This is a genomic window from Sphingomonas sp. HT-1 (assembly GCF_048568905.1).
Classification (GTDB): Bacteria; Pseudomonadota; Alphaproteobacteria; order Sphingomonadales; family Sphingomonadaceae; genus Sphingomonas.
In genome coordinates this window covers 847,529-865,514 of record NZ_CP183770.1, presented here as the reverse complement: position 1 = coordinate 865,514, position 17,986 = coordinate 847,529, and the positions used below count along the sequence as shown (strand labels likewise).

The window sequence follows — 17,986 nt, the reverse complement described above, 5'->3', positions numbered from 1 at the left end:
TGCTTCTCCCTAGCTGCCCTGTCCTCTCGGCTTCACACCGATTTTAGGCAATCTGTCCCGGCGGCCGTTTGCAGCCATTCGCCGGCACAACTCATCCCGTCTGGCATGCGAGCTGGAGGCAATGCCCTTTTTGCGCCCGAAATGTCTGTCTAGGACAAACGTCATGCGCGCTTTGTTGTTTGCCGTCCCCTTGTTGCTCGCTAATGCTGATGATCCGACGATCCCGTCGGCAATCAAGGCGATGCTCGATGCGGCAATGAGCACGGGCAACGAAGCCGATGTCTCGGTGATCGTCAAATATGCCCGCGTGGCGGATCCGGCGAGCGCACCGCTCGTAGCCCGCATCGCCAACGAATGGCGGGGCAAGCGCCGCGAAGTCGCTCAGCAGGCGCTGCGTGAGGCCACGTTCCTCGATCTCGTCAAGGGTCATGTCGAACTCGGCGGCTATGTGACCACCGGCAATTCCCAAAATATCGGGGTCACCGCTGTCGCCGAGGTCAAGCGCGAAGGGATCGAATGGCGCCACAAGGTGCGCGCGCAAGCCGATTACCAGGAAAGCTTGGGCTTCACCACGCGCGAACGCTATGTCTTCGCCTATGAGCCAAATTGGAAGTTCGACAGCCGCGCCTATCTGTACGGCGCGGCGCAGTATGAAAGCGATCGCTTCTCCGGCTTCAGCGATCGTGTGTCGATCTCGAGCGGCGCCGGCTATTCGGCGGTGAAGACTTCCGCGATCAAACTCGATGTCGAACTCGGCCCCGCCTATCGTTACACGCGGTTCATCGGCGCGCCGACGGAAAATAACATCGCCGCGCGCGGGTCACTCGATTTCGCATGGCGGCTGTCGCGCGGCATGTCGGTTACCCAGACGGCATCGGCCTATCTGGAAAAGGACAACAGCACCGTCTCTACCAAATCGGCGCTGCTCGCGCGGCTGATCGGGCCACTTTCCGCGCAGTTCAGCTACACCGTCCAATATGAAAGCGCACCACCGCTTGGGCGGCTGAGTACCGACACGACAAGTCGGGCGGCGCTCGTCGTCGACTTCTGATTGCGGGATACCGGGGGGGTGTTCAGCCCCCCGCTTCCGGGCTACCACCGACGCCATGCATGAGCTTTCCGCAACCGAACGGGCGGCCATTGAGAGGGCGCAGGCAGCTCCGATGCTCGCCAGAACCGAGGCATGGGCCGCCATTAACAGCGGCACCCGCAATCTTCCCGGGCTCAAGGCCATGGCCGCCGCGCTGGCGGATGCCTTTTCCGCGCTGCCCGGCGCGCTGGCGCTGTTGCCAGCCGACCCGGTGGACACCGTGAACGCCGACGGCAGCGTGCAGTCGCTTGACCATGGCGACCATCTTCAGCTGGTCGTGCGTCCAGAGGCCCCGGTGCAACTGCTGTTCACCGGCCACATGGATACCGTGTTTGGCATCGACCACCCCTTCCAGCACGGCCGTTGGCAGGCCGACGGCACCCTCAACGCTCCCGGCGCCGCCGACATGAAGGGTGGCCTCTCGCTGCTGCTCGCGGCCCTGGAAAGCATCGAGCGGAGCCCGCCCGCCGCCCGGCTGGGCTACACCGTTGTCATCAATTCGGACGAGGAAACCGGCTCGCTTTCTTCGCGACGCCTGATCGCCGAAGCCGCGCGTGGCAAAGTCGCGGCTCTCACTTACGAGCCGGCTTTGCCCGACGGCACGTTGGCCGGCGCGCGCGGCGGCACGGGTAACTTCTCGCTCGTCGTGCGCGGGCGCAGCGCCCATGCAGGCCGCAATCCGGAGGACGGCCGCAACGCGATCGTCGCCGCCGCGGCGCTCGCATTGCACCTCTCGGAGGCGGGTAGGCCCGGTCTCGCGGTCAATCCTGCCCGGATCGACGGCGGCGGGCCGAACAATGTGGTGCCTGATCTCGCAATCCTGCGCGTCAATTTCCGTCCCGGCGACGCGTCTGCGATCGCCCGCGCACACGCCGCGCTGGACGACGCGATCGCCGCCGTCACCGCTGCGCACGGTGTTACGATCCAACTGCATGGCAGCTTCAACCGGCCGCCGAAGCCGATCGATGCAGGCGCGGACCGGCTGTTTGCCTTGGTCCGACAGGCGGGTGCCGATCTTGGGATCCCGGTGGCGTGGAAGACCACCGGCGGCGTCTGCGATGGCAACAACATCGCCGCCTGCGGCGTGCCGGTGGTGGATACCATGGGAGTGCGCGGCGGCGCGATCCACTCGGGCGACGAATTTCTGATCCCCGAAAGCCTGGCGGAGCGCGCCGCGCTGTCCGCCCTCACGATCCTGCGTCTTGTTGAACGGGGCCATCCATGACCTTTCGCATTCGCGTCGCCCGCGATGAAGATCTTCAACATTTGTATGAAATGGCAAAGCTAACTGGCGGTGGTTTCACAAATTTACCACCTGACAAGCCCGCCCTGCGCGCCAAGCTCGAACGCAGCCATGCGGCACTGGCGCGCGCCGACGATACCGATGCCGACGATCTGTTCGTGCTCATTCTCGAGAATGTCGAGACAAGCGAGGTGCGGGGCACCTGCCAGATCTTCACCCGCGTGGGCCAGCATTGGCCGTTCTACAGCTATCGCATCGGCACCGTCACCAAGCACAGCCAGGAACTGAAGCGTACCTTCCGCGCGGAAATCCTCAGCCTAGTCAACGATCTGGAGGGCTGCACCGAAGTGGGCGGGCTGTTCCTGCACCCTGGCGAGCGCGCCGGCGGGCTGGGGCTGCTACTCGCCCGCAGCCGCTACCTGTTCATCGCCCAACACCGCGCGCGTTTCGCCGATCGCATCCTCGCCGAGTTGCGCGGCGTGATCGACGAGGCGGGCGGTTCGCCCTTCTGGGACGGTGTGGCCGGCCGCTTCTTCGGAATGAATTTCCAGCAGGCAGACGAATTCAACGCGACGCACGGCAACCAGTTCATCGCCGACCTGATGCCCAAACACCCCGTCTACACGGCGATGCTACCGGAAAGCGCACGATCGGTGATCGGCCTGCCGCACCCCTCGGGTCGTGCCGCGATGAGAATGCTTGAAAATGAGGGGTTTGCTTTCGAGAACTATGTCGACATCTTCGATGGCGGCCCCACTATGACGGCGCGCACCGATCAGGTGAGGACCATCCGAGACGCCCGCCGCGCTACCATCGTCGCGCTCGGTTCCGATGGCGAACCGGCGCTGGCAGCGACGGGTCGGCTGGCCGACTTTCACGCCGCGCTGGCGCAGGTGCGCGAAGTCGAGGGCGGGGTGACGATCGATGCTACCGCCGCGGGCGCGCTCGCCGTCGGGCCTGGCGACAGCATCTTGTGGATCGAGCGCTGATGATCACCGAAATCAACTTCGACGGCATTGTCGGTCCCAGTCACAATTATGCGGGGCTCAGCCCGGGCAACCTCGCCGCCACCAGCAATCGCGGGCAGATCTCGCATCCCCGTGCCGCCGCGCTGCAGGGCATCGCCAAGATGCGGAAAAACCTGGCGCTAGGGTTGCCACAAGGAATCCTGCTGCCGCATGCCCGTCCCGACCATCGCTGGCTCGCCCAGCTCGGCCTCACCTATTCGCACGCGCCGCCGCACAGCCAGGCACAGGCGCTGTCAGCCTCGCCGATGTGGGCAGCCAATGCAGCCACCGTCTCGCCGGCGCCAGACACGGCGGACGGGCGCTGCCATCTGACGGTCGCCAACCTTGCCACGCTGCCCCATCGTAGCCACGAATGGCCCGAGACGTTGGCCCAGCTTCGCCTCGCCTTCGCCGCGCCCGTCTTCGCCGTCCACCCACCCGTGCCGCCGCCCTTCGGCGACGAGGGGGCGGCCAATCACATGCGGCTCGCCCCGCGGCACGATGCGCCAGGTGTAGAGGTCTTCGTCTATGGGATCGCCGGCGGCCCCTTCCCTGCCCGGCAGCATCCCGATGCCAGCGCGGCAATCGCACGACGCCATCTTCTCGATCCCGAACGCACCCTGTTCGTACAGCAGTCGGAAGAAGCGATTGCGGCGGGAGCCTTTCACAACGATGTGGTTGCCGTCGCAAATGGCCGGGTGCTGTTCGCGCACGAAAGGGCCTTTGCCGACAAGGATCGCTTCTACACGCGGCTCCGCACCATCCTGCCGGAGGTGGAAATCGTTGAGGTGCCGGAGGCCGCCGTCAGCCTGGCAGATGCGATCCGCTCCTATCTGTTCAACGCCCAGCTGGTGTCGCTGCCCGGCGGCGCCACGGCGCTGATCGTGCCGAGCGAAGCAAGGGATACGCCTAGCGTCTGGACCTGGTTGCAGGCGCATGTCGCCGGCAATGGCCCGATCCGCCAGATCGAGGTGGTCGACGTCCGCGAATCCATGGCCAATGGCGGCGGCCCGGCCTGTCTGCGACTACGAGTGGTGGCCGATCCTGCGGCGATCGACCCCCGCTTTCTGGTCGATTCCGCTCGCCTCGATCGGATCGCAGCGATTGTCGAGGGCTATTGGCCGGAGGCGATCGATCCCACCTTGCTTGCCCAGCCTGCGCTGATTGCGCAAATCGAAGCGGCGCGACGGGCGCTGCTGGAAGCGCTGGAAATTGTCGATTTAAGGGACAGTTGATCCGCGCGTGCGGCGTTGCCGGTTGCGTGCCGTCTTTGGTACCCCACCGGGCATGTTGCACCGTATAGGCCGCCTATTCATCATCAAATCGAAGTTCGAGGCGTTCCTCGTCATCTTCGGCTTGGCGAACGGCGCGGTCGAGCGCGGAACTCATTATTTGGCGGCTTATCCCGGCGCTGCGGGCAAGCTCCTGTTCGGAGCCTGCGCACTCGCCGTGATGATGGCCGGCGGCCATATTCTCGACAGCCTGGAGCACAGCGCCTGATCGGCGCCAGAAACACAAACCCCCGCCGAGCGATGCTCTGGCGGGGGTAATGGCGCGCCCGGAACGATTCGAACGTCCGACCCTCAGATTCGTAGTCTGATGCTCTATCCAGCTGAGCTACGGGCGCGTGGTGGAGGCGTGCCTTTATCGACGGTCCGCACGGAGTGCAACCCCGTTGCGCCAAGTTTTCCACGGGCATATGGCAGGGCCATGCGATCGCTTTCCCTTCTCGCGGCATCCGCGGTGTTCCTTGCCGGCTGCGGACAGTCCGGCACCCGCTACCCCTCGCTGCTGCCGCGGACGTCGGAAAATGCCGGCTTCATCGAACCCGAACGTCCGGTGCCCGTAGCCGGTGCCGATGCGGAGCTCGATTCGCAGGTCGCCGCGCTGGTGAACACGATCGAGACTGCGGATCGCGACTTCGCCGCTGCCGCGCGGGATGCGGAGACCAAGGTTGCACGCGCCAAGGGTTCCGCTTCCGGATCCTCTGCCTGGCTTGATGCGCAGGCGGCGCTGAGCGCACTCGACAGCCTGCATGCCAGGGCGAGCGTGGCGCTGGCGGATCTGGACAAGCTCGCGATCGATCGGGGCGCAGCCGGGATGGTGCCCTATCCGGCGTTGAATGCGGCAATCGCACGCGCTGGGGAACGAGTGGCGGCGCAGGAGGCGCAGGCGCAGGCATTGGAAGCCGCAATCAACGGCGGCTAATCACTCTCCTCCTCGCGATTGAACATCCGCATTGCGCGCACAAGCGAGGCATAATCGTCACTCCAGCCTGTACGATCTGCCGGCACCGGCAGCGGCCGCCATTCGGGATTTCGCCCACGCAGCGCTGCCAGCATCTCCGGATTGCGGCTGAGCGCGATCCAATCGGATATAGCACCCTCCTCCTCGCGTTCCAGCGCGCTGGGCGAATGGACCATCCGCAGCCCCTGCCAGCCGCTGGCCGATGCCGACGCCGCCACGATCGGCGCAAGGACCAGGAAGCGGTTAGAAATATGAACGAGCAATATCCCGTTCCGCGCCACCACTCGCCCGTAGCCGGCAAAGGCCTCGCGCGTCAGCAGGTGCATCGGAACGGCATCGGACGAGAAGGCGTCGAGTACCAGGAGGTCCAGGCTCGCCGGCACACTCTGCGCCAGCCGCAGCCGGGCGTCCCCGATGATGACCGGAGCATCCGGAGTACAGCCGCGCAGGAAGGAGAACCAGCCCGAATCCCGCGCGATGCGGACGACCGTCGGGTCGATTTCGAAAAAACGCCAGTCCTGACCGGGCCGTGCATAACAGGCGAGCGTGCCGGTGCCGAGGCCGACCACGCCGATCCGCGCCTGATCACCGAACAGCAGGGGTGCCGCTTCCAAGGCAGCGCCGACGCCGGACCCGGGCTGGTAATAGGTCGTGGGGTGGAGTGCGCCTGCCCCCTTCAGCTGGATGCCGTGCAGCGTCGTGCCATGCGCCAGCCGGCGCGCATCCTGCGCATCGCCCACGGTGTAAACGCCGAAATAGCTGCGCGTGCGATTGCCTCGAAGGGTGGTGTCGATCGCGCTATAGCCACCGAAAAGGAACAGCCCTGCCGCCAGCGCGATCAGATAGGGTCGCCGCGATCCCACCGCCGCGAGGCCTAGCGCGGCGATCAGTGCGAAGGCCGTCTGCTCCTGCAGCGTTCCCCAGGGTCCGGGCCGCAGCCCCCACAGCACAAGCAGCAGCACGGCCAGGGAGAAGGCGAGCAGGAATGATCGCTGGTGCCGCCCGCGCCATAAGTCCACCAGCGGGCCGATCAAAGGCTGCTGCGGCACCAGCGCAGCCGCCGCCAGAATCAGCAGTGGATATTCATAGGTCCAGTCGAACAGCAGCGGGGCGAGCAGCCCCGCGAAGACGCCGCCCAGCATCCCGCCAAATGCCATGGCGAGGTAAAAGCCCGTCAGCCGATCCGGTGCGGGCCGCAGAGCATAGAGGCGTGCGTGGCAGGCCACCGACACGGCCAGCAGCAGGAGCAAGCCGATGAGCGCGTTCAAATACGCCAGGTTGTGATTGCCGGCGATCAGCGTCGCCCCGAACATCAGCAGCAGCACCGGCATCAGTTTGCCGGAGAGTTCCTTGATCAGCGGAGAGTCGCGGAAAGCAACGGTGAAGCTCAAAAGGTACACGCCCAGCGGCAGCACCCACAGCAAGGGCACCGCCACGATGTCGGTGGTAAGGAAGGTCGTGGTCGCGAGCATCAGGCCGGATGGAACGAGCGCGAGCAGGATCCATCGCGCGCACAGGCCCAATGCGGGCTTCGGGCTGACATGCCTTCCCGCGGATTCGCCGCCGCCGCGCGGCAGTTGCAGAGCGCACAGCCCGACGAGCAGCACCAGTACGCCATATCCGCCGCTCCACAACAGCCGCTGGTCGCCCACGCTCAGGAACGGCTCGACCAGCAAGGGATAGGCGAGCAAACCGACGAAGCTGCCGATGTTGGACGCGGCGTACAGGGCATAGGGGTCTCGCCCATGGGTGGAGAGACTGAACCAGCGCTGGAGCAGCGGTGCCTGCGCCGACACAGCAAGGAACAGCGGTCCGATCGAGGCGACCAGCAGCCAGGGTACCCACAGGGCCGGCTCGGCATCGGCCGGAAGCGTGAATGACGCCAGCCCGATCGGGAGCCAGGCCATGGCCGCTACCAGTAGCGCCAGGTGCACGCCCGCCTGCGTGCGCGGCGACAGGCGGCGGAGCAGATGCGCATAGCCATAGCCGCCCAGCAGGAGGCCCTGATAAACGAGCATCGCCGAGTTCCACACCGCAGGCGCCCCGCCCAGCCGCGGCAGTGCCATGCGTGCGATCAGCGGCTGCACCAGGAACAGCAGGAACGAACTCGTCAGGATCGTGACGACGAATGCGAACGGCACCAGCCGTCCGCTGGCCCGACCGCGCATGTCACTGGTAGCGCCGCTCACGGGCGCCGGATCTGATAGCCGACGCTTTCGCGCCAGGTGCTGCCGGTCGGGAAGCCGGGGTGATCGAATTCGGTGAACTGGGTCATCCCCAGCCGCGCCATCAGCTTGCGGCTGGCAAGATTGGACTGGGCGGTAATCGCGACAATGCGGGCAGCGTCCGTCTTCTGCCATCCCCATGTCAGGCCGGCGCGCGCCGCTTCCTGCGCAAAGCCCTGCCCCCAACAGCTGCGGACGAACATCCAGCCGATCTCGACCTCGCCTTCGATCGGCGTGCCGGGCGCGCCGGGCTTGAGCCCGCAAAATCCGGCTAGCAAGCCATCGTCCCGCCGCTCAGCCACCCAGAAGCCCAGGCCGCAACGATCGCGATAGCCCTGGTGCCTGGCGAGCGCGGCGCGGCTTTGCGCAGGCGTCTTTTCCGGGCCGAGATCGCGCATCACCAGCGGATCGCTCCACATGGCGTGGAGCGCGTCGAAATCGCGCGGGTCCGGTACGCGCAGCCGGAGCCGCGCCGTTTCGATCATGCGCCGAGCAGCCGGGCCGCCAGCGGGGCATGGTAGGTGAGAACCCCCGAGCATCCCGCGCGCTTGAAGGCCATCAGCGTTTCCAGGACCAGCGTGTCGCGGTCGCCAGCCCCCACTGCCGCCGCCGCCTCGATCATCGCATATTCACCGGATACCTGATATGCGAAAACGGGTACCTCGAACGCGTTCTTGACGCGGAGGATGATGTCCAGATACGGCAGGCCGGGCTTCACCATTACGCTGTCCGCTCCCTCGGCCAGATCCAGCGCCACTTCGCGCAGAGCCTCCTCGGCATTGGCTGGATCCATCTGGTAGGTCTTCTTGTCGCCCTTCAGCAGCCCGCGGCTGCCTACCGCGTCGCGGAACGGTCCGTAGAAGCCACTCGCATATTTGGCGGCGTAGGCCATGATCTGCACATTGCGATGTCCATTCGCCTCCAGCACATCGCGGATCTGGCCGACGCGGCCGTCCATCATATCGCTGGGGGCGACGATGTCCGCACCGGCGGCTGCCTGGACGAGCGCCTGCTCGGTCAGGACCGCCGATGTCTCGTCATTGAGGACATAGCCCGCCGCATCGACGATTCCGTCATGGCCGTGGCTGGTATAGGGGTCGAGCGCCACGTCAGTGAGCACGCCGATATCCGGCACCGCATCCTTGATCGCGCGAATGGCGCAGCACATCAGATTGTCGGGGTTCAACGCCTCCCGTCCGTCCTCCGTACGGAGGGCTGACGGGGTATTCGGAAACAACGCCAGGCAGGAAATGCCCAGCTCCCGCGCCTCCCGCGCCCTCTCCACGATCCCGTTCAGGCCCCAGCGCGATACGCCTGGCAAGGCGCCGATAGGCTCTTCTTCCGTCCCCTGCGTGACAAACAACGGCCAGATCAGGTCCGCGGGGGTGATCACCGTTTCGGCATGAAGTCGCCGGCTCCAGCCGGTAGCTCGGGTGCGGCGCAGGCGAAGCGCGGGATATTGGCTCATGTCGGGTCAGATGCGCTTTGCGCCATCGGGTTGCAAGCGCCCAACGCGGTTTCGCCGAGCGTGAGGATCGAGGTGACGTGTCGGCGCGCAACCTCCATCGCGTCCGTGCCATAGCCACCGCCCAGCGTGCTGGCGAAAGGGATGGACTTGCGGCGCAGCGTCTCCGCCACCCAGCGATCCCGGGCGACCAGCCCAGCTCCGCTCAGCGCCAGGCGCCCGAGGCGATCGTTGGCGAAGGGGTCGACGCCCGCTTGGTACAGCACGATGTCCGGATCGAAGCTGGTAAGAAGGGGAAGCAACGTGCGCTCCAGCGCTTCCAGATACGCCGCGTCTTCCGTGCCATCCGGCAGCCCGACATCAATCGTGGAACGCGCTTTGCGGACCGGGAAGTTCTTTTCGGCGTGGATCGAATAGGTGGCGATATCCGGGCGACCGGCAGTCAAAGCGGCGGTGCCGTCGCCCTGATGCACGTCGCAATCGACGATCAGCACCCGGCGGGCGCGCCCCTCATCGGCCAATCGTACCGCGGCAATTGCCAGATCGTTGAACACGCAGAAGCCGGCGCCCGTATCCGCCAGGGCATGGTGGCTGCCGCCCGCAGTGTTGGCAGCATAGCCGTTCTGCTGGGCGAGTTGCGCTGCGAGGAACGTCCCGCCTGGCACGCGTTCAGACCGACGCGCGACAGCAATGCTTACCGGGAAGCCGATCCGTCGCATCTTGTGCGCCGGCACGCGTGCCTCGCGCACTTCCGCCACATAGTCGGGGTCGTGCACCGCCTCGAGCCAGGGCTGCGGCATCACCTCGGGTTCGTGCCAGATGACGCGACCCGCTTCCGCCGCGAGCAGATCGCGTACCAAGCCGTTCTTGTTCCAAAGATAGGCGGACCCAGCGGGTGCGGGCGCTACATAGTCGGGATGATGGACGACGGGGATCACCCCGCAGATTTAGGGTGCGGACAACGACTGCGAAAGACGACCCTTTCGTCATGTCGTGCCACCCGATAGGGAAAGGACATGACCGATACTGCTTCGCTTCCCTATCGCCCTTGCGCGGGCGTGATGCTGCTCAATCGTGAAGGTCTGGTGTTCGTGGGCCAGCGCCTGGATTCGGTGGTGGAGGCCTGGCAAATGCCGCAGGGCGGGATTGATCCGGGGGAAGATGCGCTCGACGCCGCCTTCCGCGAACTTAGCGAGGAAACCGGCATCGCACGCTGTCACGCAGAGCTGATCGCGCAGTCGCCTGACGAGCTTTGCTACGATCTTCCGGACGATCTAGTTGGCAAGGTCTGGAAGGGAAAATGGCGTGGCCAGCGGCAGCGCTGGTTCCTATTTCGCTTCCTGGGCGAAGACAGCGACATCAACATTCAAACGACCGAACCGGAATTCCGCGCGTGGCGCTGGGTGGAGCCGACCGAGCTGCCGGAACTGATCGTCCCCTTCAAGCGTGCGCTATATGCCGAGATCCTGGAGCTGTTCGCGCCACATCTTCGCTAACCTGCTCACGCAGGAGCGCGCAGGCGCATGACAGCGAAGGACAGGCCTGTAACGGTTCCGAGCACAACGCCTGAGACGACGCCGCCGACCACACCGCGCGCGGCGATCTCCAGCGATCCCGGCGCGCTACTGCCCACCGACGCGGCAAGATAGATGCACGGCAGCGCCGCACCCCAGCCGATTGCGCTTGCGAGTATCCACCAGAACGAACTTCGCGCCGCCCGACGCAGCACCAGCGCCTGCGCGATGCCCAACAGAGCACCCAATGCAAGACCGAACATGGCAGACGTCACAGCCGTTTCGAAGGGGGTATGGACCGGCGGGACCAGGCCTTGCTGATCGGCGGGCAAGAACACCGCGTACCAGGCGGCGATCGCGAAAAGAGCGACGGAGACGAAAGTAGTGGCGACCACCCACTGCCGGGCGTGGAGCGCGGGAAACTGCCGCTTCAGCGCCCAGCTCTGCAAGTTCCCGAGGACGAGGCCGAACGCCAGTCCACCCGCGGCCTTGCCGACGAACAGCAGCCAGTCGCCCGCAAAGCCCGGATTGAATCGGTCGACGGTGACCCACCATAGGGCCGCCGAGGCAATGCCCAGCATTTCGCCTGCAGCGCAAGCTTCGATCCAGCGCGTAAATCCGTCCTCTTCCTGCACCGGATCAATCCCCTCCGACTTCCCCCACCATCGCCCTGCGCAACTGGAGGATTCGCCCCAAGTTGCGCAGATCATCGGCGAACGACAAGCCCAGATACACCGCCGGAGCAAGTGAGGCGCTGGAAGTTGCCGCTCCTAACCGGGACAACGATCGCCTTTTCTTTTTGATTCAGTATTTTATTCGAATTCCAGGATCGCCGAATCAACGGCGAGGCTGTCGCCAGGCGCGAAGTTTGCCGCCTTCACCACCCCGGCACGTTCGGCACGGAGGATGTTTTCCATTTTCATCGCTTCCACCACGGCCAGTGCCTGGCCGGCTTGGACGCTATCGCCCGGCTGAACGTGCAGCCGCGTCAGCAGGCCCGGCATTGGCGCCAGCAGGAAGCGGCTCATGTCCGGCGGTACCTTCTCGATCATGTGGTCGCGATATGGCGCGACATGCGTCGGCAGCACCTCTACCCGATGCGCGGCCCCGTGCGCCGTGAGTTTCCACCCGGTGCGGGTACGGTCCACGGCGGAAGCGAACTCGTTCCCGTCGATTCGCGCCACGAACTGCGGATCGCCTGCGATCCAGGTGCCAGAGATCTCCAACGGCGTCGCGTCGCTACCCAGATGCACTCGCGCTGCGCCGTCGGCATTCTCTACGGTAGCATCAAAGCGGTGATCGCCGATACGCACCGAGCGTGCGCGCGACGGCGAAGGCGGCTCGCCTAACTGGCCTGAGATGCTGGCCAGGCGAGAGGCCCGCACGAGATCGAGCACTACGGCCACGGCGGCGAGGCGCCGTACCAACGCCAAGTCGGCCGGGGCGCCGTGGAAGCCCTCAGGATACTCTTCGGCAATGAATCCCGTGGTGAGTTCGCCCGAGCGGAAGCGGGGATGCTGCATGATCGCCGACAGAAAATCGATATTGTGGCTGATGCCGTCGATCCGGAAACGATCGAGCGCCTGCACCTGCAGGTCCGCTGCCTCGTCGCGGGTGGGCGCCCAAGTGATCAGCTTGGCGATCATCGGATCGTAGAACATGCTGATTTCGGAGCCCTCGGTCACGCCGTCGTCGACGCGGACATAGCCCTGCCCCGCATTTTCTGCGGCCGGCGGCCGATACCGCACCAGACGCCCGGTGCTCGGCAGGAAGCCGCGATAGGGATCCTCGGCATAGACGCGGTTCTCGATCGCCCAGCCGTCGAGCTTCACCTCGTCCTGCGTGAAGGCGAGCTTTTCGCCAGCCGCGACGCGGATCATCTGCTCGACCAGATCGAGCCCGGTGATCGCCTCGGTCACCGGATGCTCGACCTGGAGGCGGGTATTCATCTCCAGGAAGTAGAAGCCCTGCCCCGTTTTGTCGGCGCCCGAGACAATCAGCTCGACAGTACCCGCGCTGTAATACCCCACAGCCCGCGCCAGCGCGACCGCCTGCTCGCCCATCGCCTTGCGCATCTCGGGGGTGACGAAGGGCGACGGCGCTTCCTCCACCACTTTCTGGTGGCGGCGCTGGATCGAGCATTCGCGCTCGTTGAGATAGACGATGTTGCCATGCTGGTCGCCCAGCACCTGGATCTCGATATGGCGCGGGCTCTCGATGAATTTCTCGATGAACACGCGGTCGTCGCCGAAGCTGGCCAGCCCTTCGCGCTTGGTCGCCTCGAAACCCTCGCGGACGTCCTGCTCGCTATAGGCCAGCCGCATCCCCTTGCCGCCGCCGCCGGCCGAGGCCTTCATCATCACCGGATAGCCGATCTCCCCGGCGATCCGCACCGCATGCTCGGTATCTTCGATCTCGCCGACGAAGCCGGGAACGACGTTCACGCCGGCCTGTTTGGCGAGCTTCTTCGACTCGATCTTGTCGCCCATCGCCGCGATCGCCCCCGGCGGCGGGCCGACAAAGGCGATGCCCGCCTCCGCACAGGCCTTGGCGAAGCTCTCGCGCTCGGAAAGGAAGCCATAGCCGGGGTGGATCGCATCGGCGCCGGTTTCCTTGGCGGCGAGCAGGATCAGGTCCGCGCGGAGATAGCTCTCCGCCGCCGGTGCCGGCCCGAGCCGCACCGCCTCGTCCGCCATCCGAACATGCGGCGCGCGGGCATCCGCATCCGAATAGACCGCGACCGTAGCGATGCCCATCTTCTTGGCCGTCCGCATCACCCGGCACGCGATTTCGCCACGGTTGGCGACGAGGATTTTTTTGAACATCAGGCTCTCTTTTGTTGGCGAAAATAGATCACCATCACGACGACCCACAAGATCAAGCCGAATGCGATCGAATAACGATCAGACAAGTCGCCGTGATTTCCGACCCAAAAGCCGACCGCGATTGCAACGGTAAGCAATACTGCGCGGAGAATGCCTTTAGAGCCTGCGGGCCGATGACCGCTCAAACCTCGACGCTTTAAGAATAGAACAGTAACCCAGCACGAAGCGGCGAAAAGCGCGCCCGTGAAGAGTAGAAGTACTATTCTCACCGAGGCTTCGCTCACTCCGCCGCCTCCAGCTCCACCTTGCACTCCGCGGCCATCGGCGTGATGCCGAGGCGGGCGAAAAGCGCGGCGTCCTTGTCGTCGCCGGCATTGCCTGCGGTCAGCAGCTTGTCGCCGGTGAAGATCGAATTAGCGCCCGCCAGGAAGCACAAAGCCTGGGTCGCGTCGCTCATGCTCTCGCGGCCCGCGGACAGCCGGACCATCGAGCGCGGCATGGTGATGCGCGCCACCGCCACCGTGCGGACGAACTCGATATCGTCGATCTTGGCGAGCGGCGTGTCGGCCAGCATGTCGCCGAGCACCGTGCCCTTCACCGGCACCAGCGCGTTGACCGGCACGCTGCCCGGATGCACCGGCAGGGTCGCCAGCGCGTGGATGAAGCCCACCCGGTCGCCGCGCGTCTCGCCCATGCCGACGATGCCGCCGCAGCACACGTTGATGCCCGCCTCGCGGACATGCTCCAGCGTCTCCAGCCGCTCCTCGAAGCTGCGGGTGGTGATCACCTCGCCATAGCGTTCGGGCGAGGTATCGATATTGTGGTTGTAATAATCGAGCCCGGCATCGGCGAGCGTCTTGGCCTGACCGTCGGTTAGCATGCCCAGCGTCATGCAGGTTTCCATGCCCATCGCGCGGACGCCCTTCACCATCTCGACAATGGCGGGCATGTCGCGATCCTTGGGGTTGCGCCAGGCCGCACCCATGCAGAAGCGGGTCGAGCCATGGTCCTTGGCCTGTGCCGCCGCCTGCAGCACCGCGCGCGGATCCATCAGCTTGGTAGCCTTGAGGCCGGTATCGGCATGGGCCGACTGGCTGCAATAGCCGCAATCCTCGGGGCAGCCGCCGGTCTTGATCGATAGCAGGGTCGAGCGCTGGACCTGGTTCGCCGGGTGGTTGGCACGGTGGACTTCGGCCGCGCGGAACACGAGTTCGGTAAACGGCAGGTCGAACAGCTGGGCGATCTCGTCGCGGGTCCAGTCGGTACGCACGGGGGTGGTTTCGAGGGTCAAGCAAGCAACTCCGGTGAACGGTTACGTCGCTCGGCATAGCGGGTGAGAGCCTCGACGTAAAAGGGCGCAGCGCGGCGTTCGTGTTCGCCGCTGCTGATCCCCGCGACGGACTGGGCGACGCGCGCGACGGCACCGTCGCTCAGGCGGTCGAGCGGCTCGACATGGATGCCGATGGTGAATAGCAGCGCCCCGCTTTGGGGCAGGCGGCGCAAGGTCTGGCGCTCGCAGCGAACGAACAGGGTAGCGCCGGCGTTGTCGGCGGTCACATGGGCGAAGCGGACCTGGGGCGCGTCCCGTGGAAGGTAGCGCCAAGCGTCGCTCGCCACGACGAACCAGTTGGTGCGGCCGAAGATAGGGCCTGGCTGGAGGGTTGCGAAGAAATAGTCGACGCCCGAGGCGAGTTGCTCGGCATAGCCATGGATGGGGGCGTGGATCGGGGTGAGCGCATGGCCCAGCTTTTCGGCGAGGTGCCAGTCGGTGGGGAACGCCAGCGCGGCGGCGGTGAGGCGGTACTGGCCGGACGCGTCCGGGGTGAGGATGCACAGGTCTTCCCACACGTCGCCGGCGGCGGTGCGGAGTGTGTCAGACATGGAAACGGCCCGTCCTTCAAAGCCGTCATCCCGGCGGAAGCCGGGATCCATTGCTCTCTCCGGATCGGCTCCTGCGTCAGACGTTGAAGCGAATGGATCCCAGCTTTCGCCGGGATGACGGCTTTGGGCATCGCGGCGGTGTTCGAGCAACGCCGCGATCTCTTCCACCGCCGCCTCCGCCCCCGGCAGCACCTGCACGCAGTCGGGCTCGGCCGCGAACACGGCCGCACGGGCCGCCAGATCCGCCTCGGGCGTCAGCCACTCGGCTTCGGGCACCCGCACCAGCCCCATGCGCAGCGCCCCTCCGCCCCGCGCGCGCGGTATCAGCGCCTCGACGGAGAAGCCCAGGCTCATTCGGCGGCAGCCTCGAGCGGCGGCATGTTGTGGCCGAGCAGGCGCAGCACGTCCGCCGCGCATTCGACGACGTTCGAACCGGGCCCATAGATGCCCTGCACACCCGCCGCGCGCAGCATCTCGTAATCCTGCGGCGGGATCACCCCGCCAGCGATCACCTTGATGTCGCTGCGCCCGGCTTCGCGCAGGCCGCGGATCAGCTCGGGGATCAGCGTCTTGTGCCCGGCCGCGAGGCTGGACGCGCCGACCACGTCGACGCCGCTGTCGAGCGCCAGCACCACGGTCTCCTCGGGCGTCTGGAACAACGGTCCACTGACCACCTCGAACCCCATGTCGGAAAAAGCAGAGGCGATGACATTGGCGCCGCGATCATGCCCGTCCTGCCCCATCTTCGCGACGAGCAGGCGCGGCTTGCGGCCTAGGCGGCGCTCGACCGCCTCGACACCGCGCACCACCTCGGCCCAGCGATTGTTCTCAGCGTAAGGCGCGGCATAGACTCCCTTCACCGGGGTCGGCTGGGTGGCATAGCGGCCGAAGACGTCTTCCATCGCTGCGCTGATCTCACCCAGCGTTGCCCGCGCCCGCGCCGCGACAACGGCGAGTTCGAGCAGGTTGCCACCTGCCTTCGCACCCTCGCGCAGCGCATCGAGCGCCGCCTGGCACGCCGCTCCGTCGCGCGCGGCCTTCACCCGCTGGATCCGCGCGATCTGCGCCTCGCGCACCGCGGCGTTGTCGACTTCCAGCGTTTCCAGCAAATCCTCGTTCGGCAGCCGATACTTGTTGACCCCGACGATCACGTCCTCGCCACGATCGACCCGCGCCTGGCGAGCCGCCGCGGCTTCCTCGATCATCGCCTTGGGCCAGCCGGCGGCGACCGCCTTGGCCATGCCGCCCTCGGCCTCGACCCGTTCGATGATCTCCCAGGCCTTGTCGACCAGGCTCTGGGTCAGGCTCTCGACATAATAGCTGCCGCCCAGCGGATCGACGACCTTGGTCATCCCCGTCTCCTCCTGCAGCACGATCTGCGTGTTGCGGGCGATCCGGGCGGAGAAATCGGTCGGCAGTGCGATAGCCTCGTCGAGCGCGTTGGTGTGAAGGCTCTGGGTGCCACCGAGCATCGCCGCCATCGCCTCGATCGTGGTGCGGATGACGTTGTTGTACGGGTCCTGCTCGGTGAGCGAAACGCCGCTCGTCTGGCAGTGGGTACGCAGCATCTTCGAGCGCTCGTCCTGCGCACCCAGCTGCGTCATCACCCGGTGCCATAGAACCCGCGCGGCTCGCAGCTTGGCCACTTCCATAAAGAAGTTCATACCAATTGCGAAGAAGAAGCTCAGACGGCCTGCAAACTTGTCGATATCGAGACCGGAGGCGACGCCGTACTTCACATATTCCATGCCGTCGGCGATGGTGAAGGCGAGCTCCTGCACCTGAGTCGCGCCAGCTTCCTGCATATGGTAGCCGGAGATAGAAATGCTGTTGAATTTCGGCATCTTCGCGCTAGTGTATGCGAAAATGTCTGAAATGATCCGCATGCTCGGTTCGGGCGGGTAGATATAGGTGTTCCGAACCATGAACTCCTTGAGGATGTCGTTCTGGATCGTGCCTTCCAGCTTCTCCTGCGAAACCCCCTGCTCCTCGCCCGCGACGATGAAGAAGGCCAGCACCGGGATCACCGCGCCGTTCATCGTCATCGAGACGGACATCTGGTCGAGCGGAATGCCGTCGAACAGGATCTTCATGTCCTCGATCGTATCGATCGCGACGCCTGCCTTGCCGACGTCGCCCACCACGCGCGGGTGATCGCTGTCATAGCCGCGATGGGTGGCCAGATCGAACGCGACTGACAGGCCCTTCTGCCCGGCGGCAAGGTTTCGGCGGTAGAAGGCATTCGACTCCTCTGCGGTCGAGAAGCCGGCATATTGCCGAATGGTCCAGGGGCGCCCGGCGTACATGGAAGCACGTACACCGCGCGTGAAGGGAGCAAAGCCGGGCAGACCCGGATCAACACCGACCACATCATCCTGTGTGTACAAAGGCTTGACCGAAATACCTTCCGGCGTTTTCCAAGCGAGATCCTTGCCCTTCACCTCCTTTGAGGCGGCGCCGGACCATTGATCGAGCGTGGGCTTGGTCAC

16 protein-coding genes and 1 tRNA gene are annotated in these 17,986 nt (G+C 65.5%); 7 read left to right on the top strand and 10 right to left on the bottom strand.

Going from position 1 to position 17,986, the window contains the following annotated elements:
- Nucleotides 1-163 precede the first annotated feature (163 nt).
- Genes ACNFJ7_RS04095 through ACNFJ7_RS04075 form a run of 5 tightly spaced genes read left to right on the top strand, consistent with a single transcriptional unit; the run spans nt 164 to nt 4,840 of the window.
- On the top strand, nt 164-1,051 hold the full coding sequence (locus tag ACNFJ7_RS04095) for a DUF481 domain-containing protein (protein WP_019369964.1): 888 nt from the start codon (nt 164-166) through the stop codon (nt 1,049-1,051).
- A 55-nt stretch (nt 1,052-1,106) separates the two neighbouring features.
- The gene (locus ACNFJ7_RS04090; protein WP_026009209.1) at nt 1,107-2,315 is read left to right on the top strand and encodes a hydrolase; all 1,209 of its coding nucleotides are present in this window, start codon (nt 1,107-1,109) and stop codon (nt 2,313-2,315) included.
- Nucleotides 2,312-3,322, top strand: a complete 1,011-nt coding sequence (locus ACNFJ7_RS04085) for an arginine N-succinyltransferase (protein ID WP_019369966.1) — start codon at nt 2,312-2,314, stop codon at nt 3,320-3,322. The genes ACNFJ7_RS04090 and ACNFJ7_RS04085 overlap by 4 nt, the downstream gene beginning before the upstream one ends.
- Nucleotides 3,322-4,575 (top strand): N-succinylarginine dihydrolase, encoded by a 1,254-nt coding sequence (locus ACNFJ7_RS04080; RefSeq protein WP_037513695.1) that lies wholly within the window; start codon nt 3,322-3,324, stop codon nt 4,573-4,575. The genes ACNFJ7_RS04085 and ACNFJ7_RS04080 overlap by 1 nt, the downstream gene beginning before the upstream one ends.
- Before the next feature lie 52 nt (nt 4,576-4,627).
- On the top strand, nt 4,628-4,840 hold the full coding sequence (locus tag ACNFJ7_RS04075) for a hypothetical protein (RefSeq protein WP_019369968.1): 213 nt from the start codon (nt 4,628-4,630) through the stop codon (nt 4,838-4,840).
- 50 nt (nt 4,841-4,890) lie between these two features.
- Here ACNFJ7_RS04075 and ACNFJ7_RS04070 read toward each other — a convergent pair.
- Nucleotides 4,891-4,967 (bottom strand) — tRNA-Arg (locus ACNFJ7_RS04070).
- Between the two features lie 83 nt (nt 4,968-5,050).
- Between ACNFJ7_RS04070 and ACNFJ7_RS04065 the strand changes: the two genes are divergently transcribed.
- Nucleotides 5,051-5,548 carry a hypothetical protein gene (locus ACNFJ7_RS04065; protein ID WP_019369969.1) on the top strand — a complete coding sequence of 166 codons (498 nt, stop codon included), beginning with the start codon at nt 5,051-5,053 and terminating at the stop codon, nt 5,546-5,548.
- On the opposite strand, the gene ACNFJ7_RS04060 is transcribed toward ACNFJ7_RS04065, so the two are convergent.
- The 4 genes from ACNFJ7_RS04060 to ACNFJ7_RS04045 are packed head-to-tail and all read right to left on the bottom strand — an operon-like array spanning nt 5,545 to nt 10,215.
- On the bottom strand, nt 5,545-7,755 hold the full coding sequence (locus ACNFJ7_RS04060) for a fused MFS/spermidine synthase (RefSeq protein WP_019369970.1): 2,211 nt from the start codon (nt 7,753-7,755) through the stop codon (nt 5,545-5,547). The two genes, ACNFJ7_RS04065 and ACNFJ7_RS04060, sit on opposite strands and share 4 nt — an antisense overlap.
- Nucleotides 7,756-7,772: 17 nt before the next feature.
- Entirely contained in the window at nt 7,773-8,297 is a 525-nt protein-coding gene (locus ACNFJ7_RS04055; protein WP_019369971.1) for a GNAT family N-acetyltransferase, read from the bottom strand.
- On the bottom strand, nt 8,294-9,280 hold the full coding sequence (hemB, locus tag ACNFJ7_RS04050) for a porphobilinogen synthase (RefSeq protein ID WP_019369972.1): 987 nt from the start codon (nt 9,278-9,280) through the stop codon (nt 8,294-8,296). The genes ACNFJ7_RS04055 and hemB overlap by 4 nt, the downstream gene beginning before the upstream one ends.
- Nucleotides 9,277-10,215 (bottom strand): histone deacetylase, encoded by a 939-nt coding sequence (locus ACNFJ7_RS04045; RefSeq protein ID WP_019369973.1) that lies wholly within the window; start codon nt 10,213-10,215, stop codon nt 9,277-9,279. The genes hemB and ACNFJ7_RS04045 overlap by 4 nt, the downstream gene beginning before the upstream one ends.
- Before the next feature lie 78 nt (nt 10,216-10,293).
- Between ACNFJ7_RS04045 and ACNFJ7_RS04040 the strand changes: the two genes are divergently transcribed.
- A complete protein-coding gene (locus tag ACNFJ7_RS04040; RefSeq protein WP_019369974.1) occupies nt 10,294-10,773 on the top strand; it encodes an RNA pyrophosphohydrolase in 480 nt (159 codons plus the stop codon).
- A 5-nt stretch (nt 10,774-10,778) separates the two neighbouring features.
- On the opposite strand, the gene ACNFJ7_RS04035 is transcribed toward ACNFJ7_RS04040, so the two are convergent.
- The 5 genes from ACNFJ7_RS04035 to scpA form a co-directional block, all read right to left on the bottom strand.
- Nucleotides 10,779-11,501, bottom strand: coding sequence for a hypothetical protein (locus ACNFJ7_RS04035; RefSeq protein WP_237718460.1), 723 nt, complete (start codon nt 11,499-11,501; stop codon nt 10,779-10,781).
- A gap of 102 nt (nt 11,502-11,603) precedes the next feature.
- Nucleotides 11,604-13,616, bottom strand: coding sequence for an acetyl-CoA carboxylase biotin carboxylase subunit (locus ACNFJ7_RS04030; protein WP_019369976.1), 2,013 nt, complete (start codon nt 13,614-13,616; stop codon nt 11,604-11,606).
- 280 nt (nt 13,617-13,896) lie between these two features.
- Nucleotides 13,897-14,907, bottom strand: a complete 1,011-nt coding sequence (gene bioB, locus ACNFJ7_RS04025) for a biotin synthase BioB (protein WP_019369978.1) — start codon at nt 14,905-14,907, stop codon at nt 13,897-13,899.
- Nucleotides 14,904-15,851: a heme-dependent oxidative N-demethylase family protein gene (locus ACNFJ7_RS04020; protein ID WP_019369979.1), complete on the bottom strand. Its 948-nt coding sequence runs from the start codon at nt 15,849-15,851 to the stop codon at nt 14,904-14,906. Before ACNFJ7_RS04020 ends, bioB begins: the two co-directional genes overlap by 4 nt.
- A complete protein-coding gene (gene scpA / locus ACNFJ7_RS04015; protein WP_019369980.1) occupies nt 15,848-17,986 on the bottom strand; it encodes a methylmalonyl-CoA mutase in 2,139 nt (712 codons plus the stop codon). Before scpA ends, ACNFJ7_RS04020 begins: the two co-directional genes overlap by 4 nt.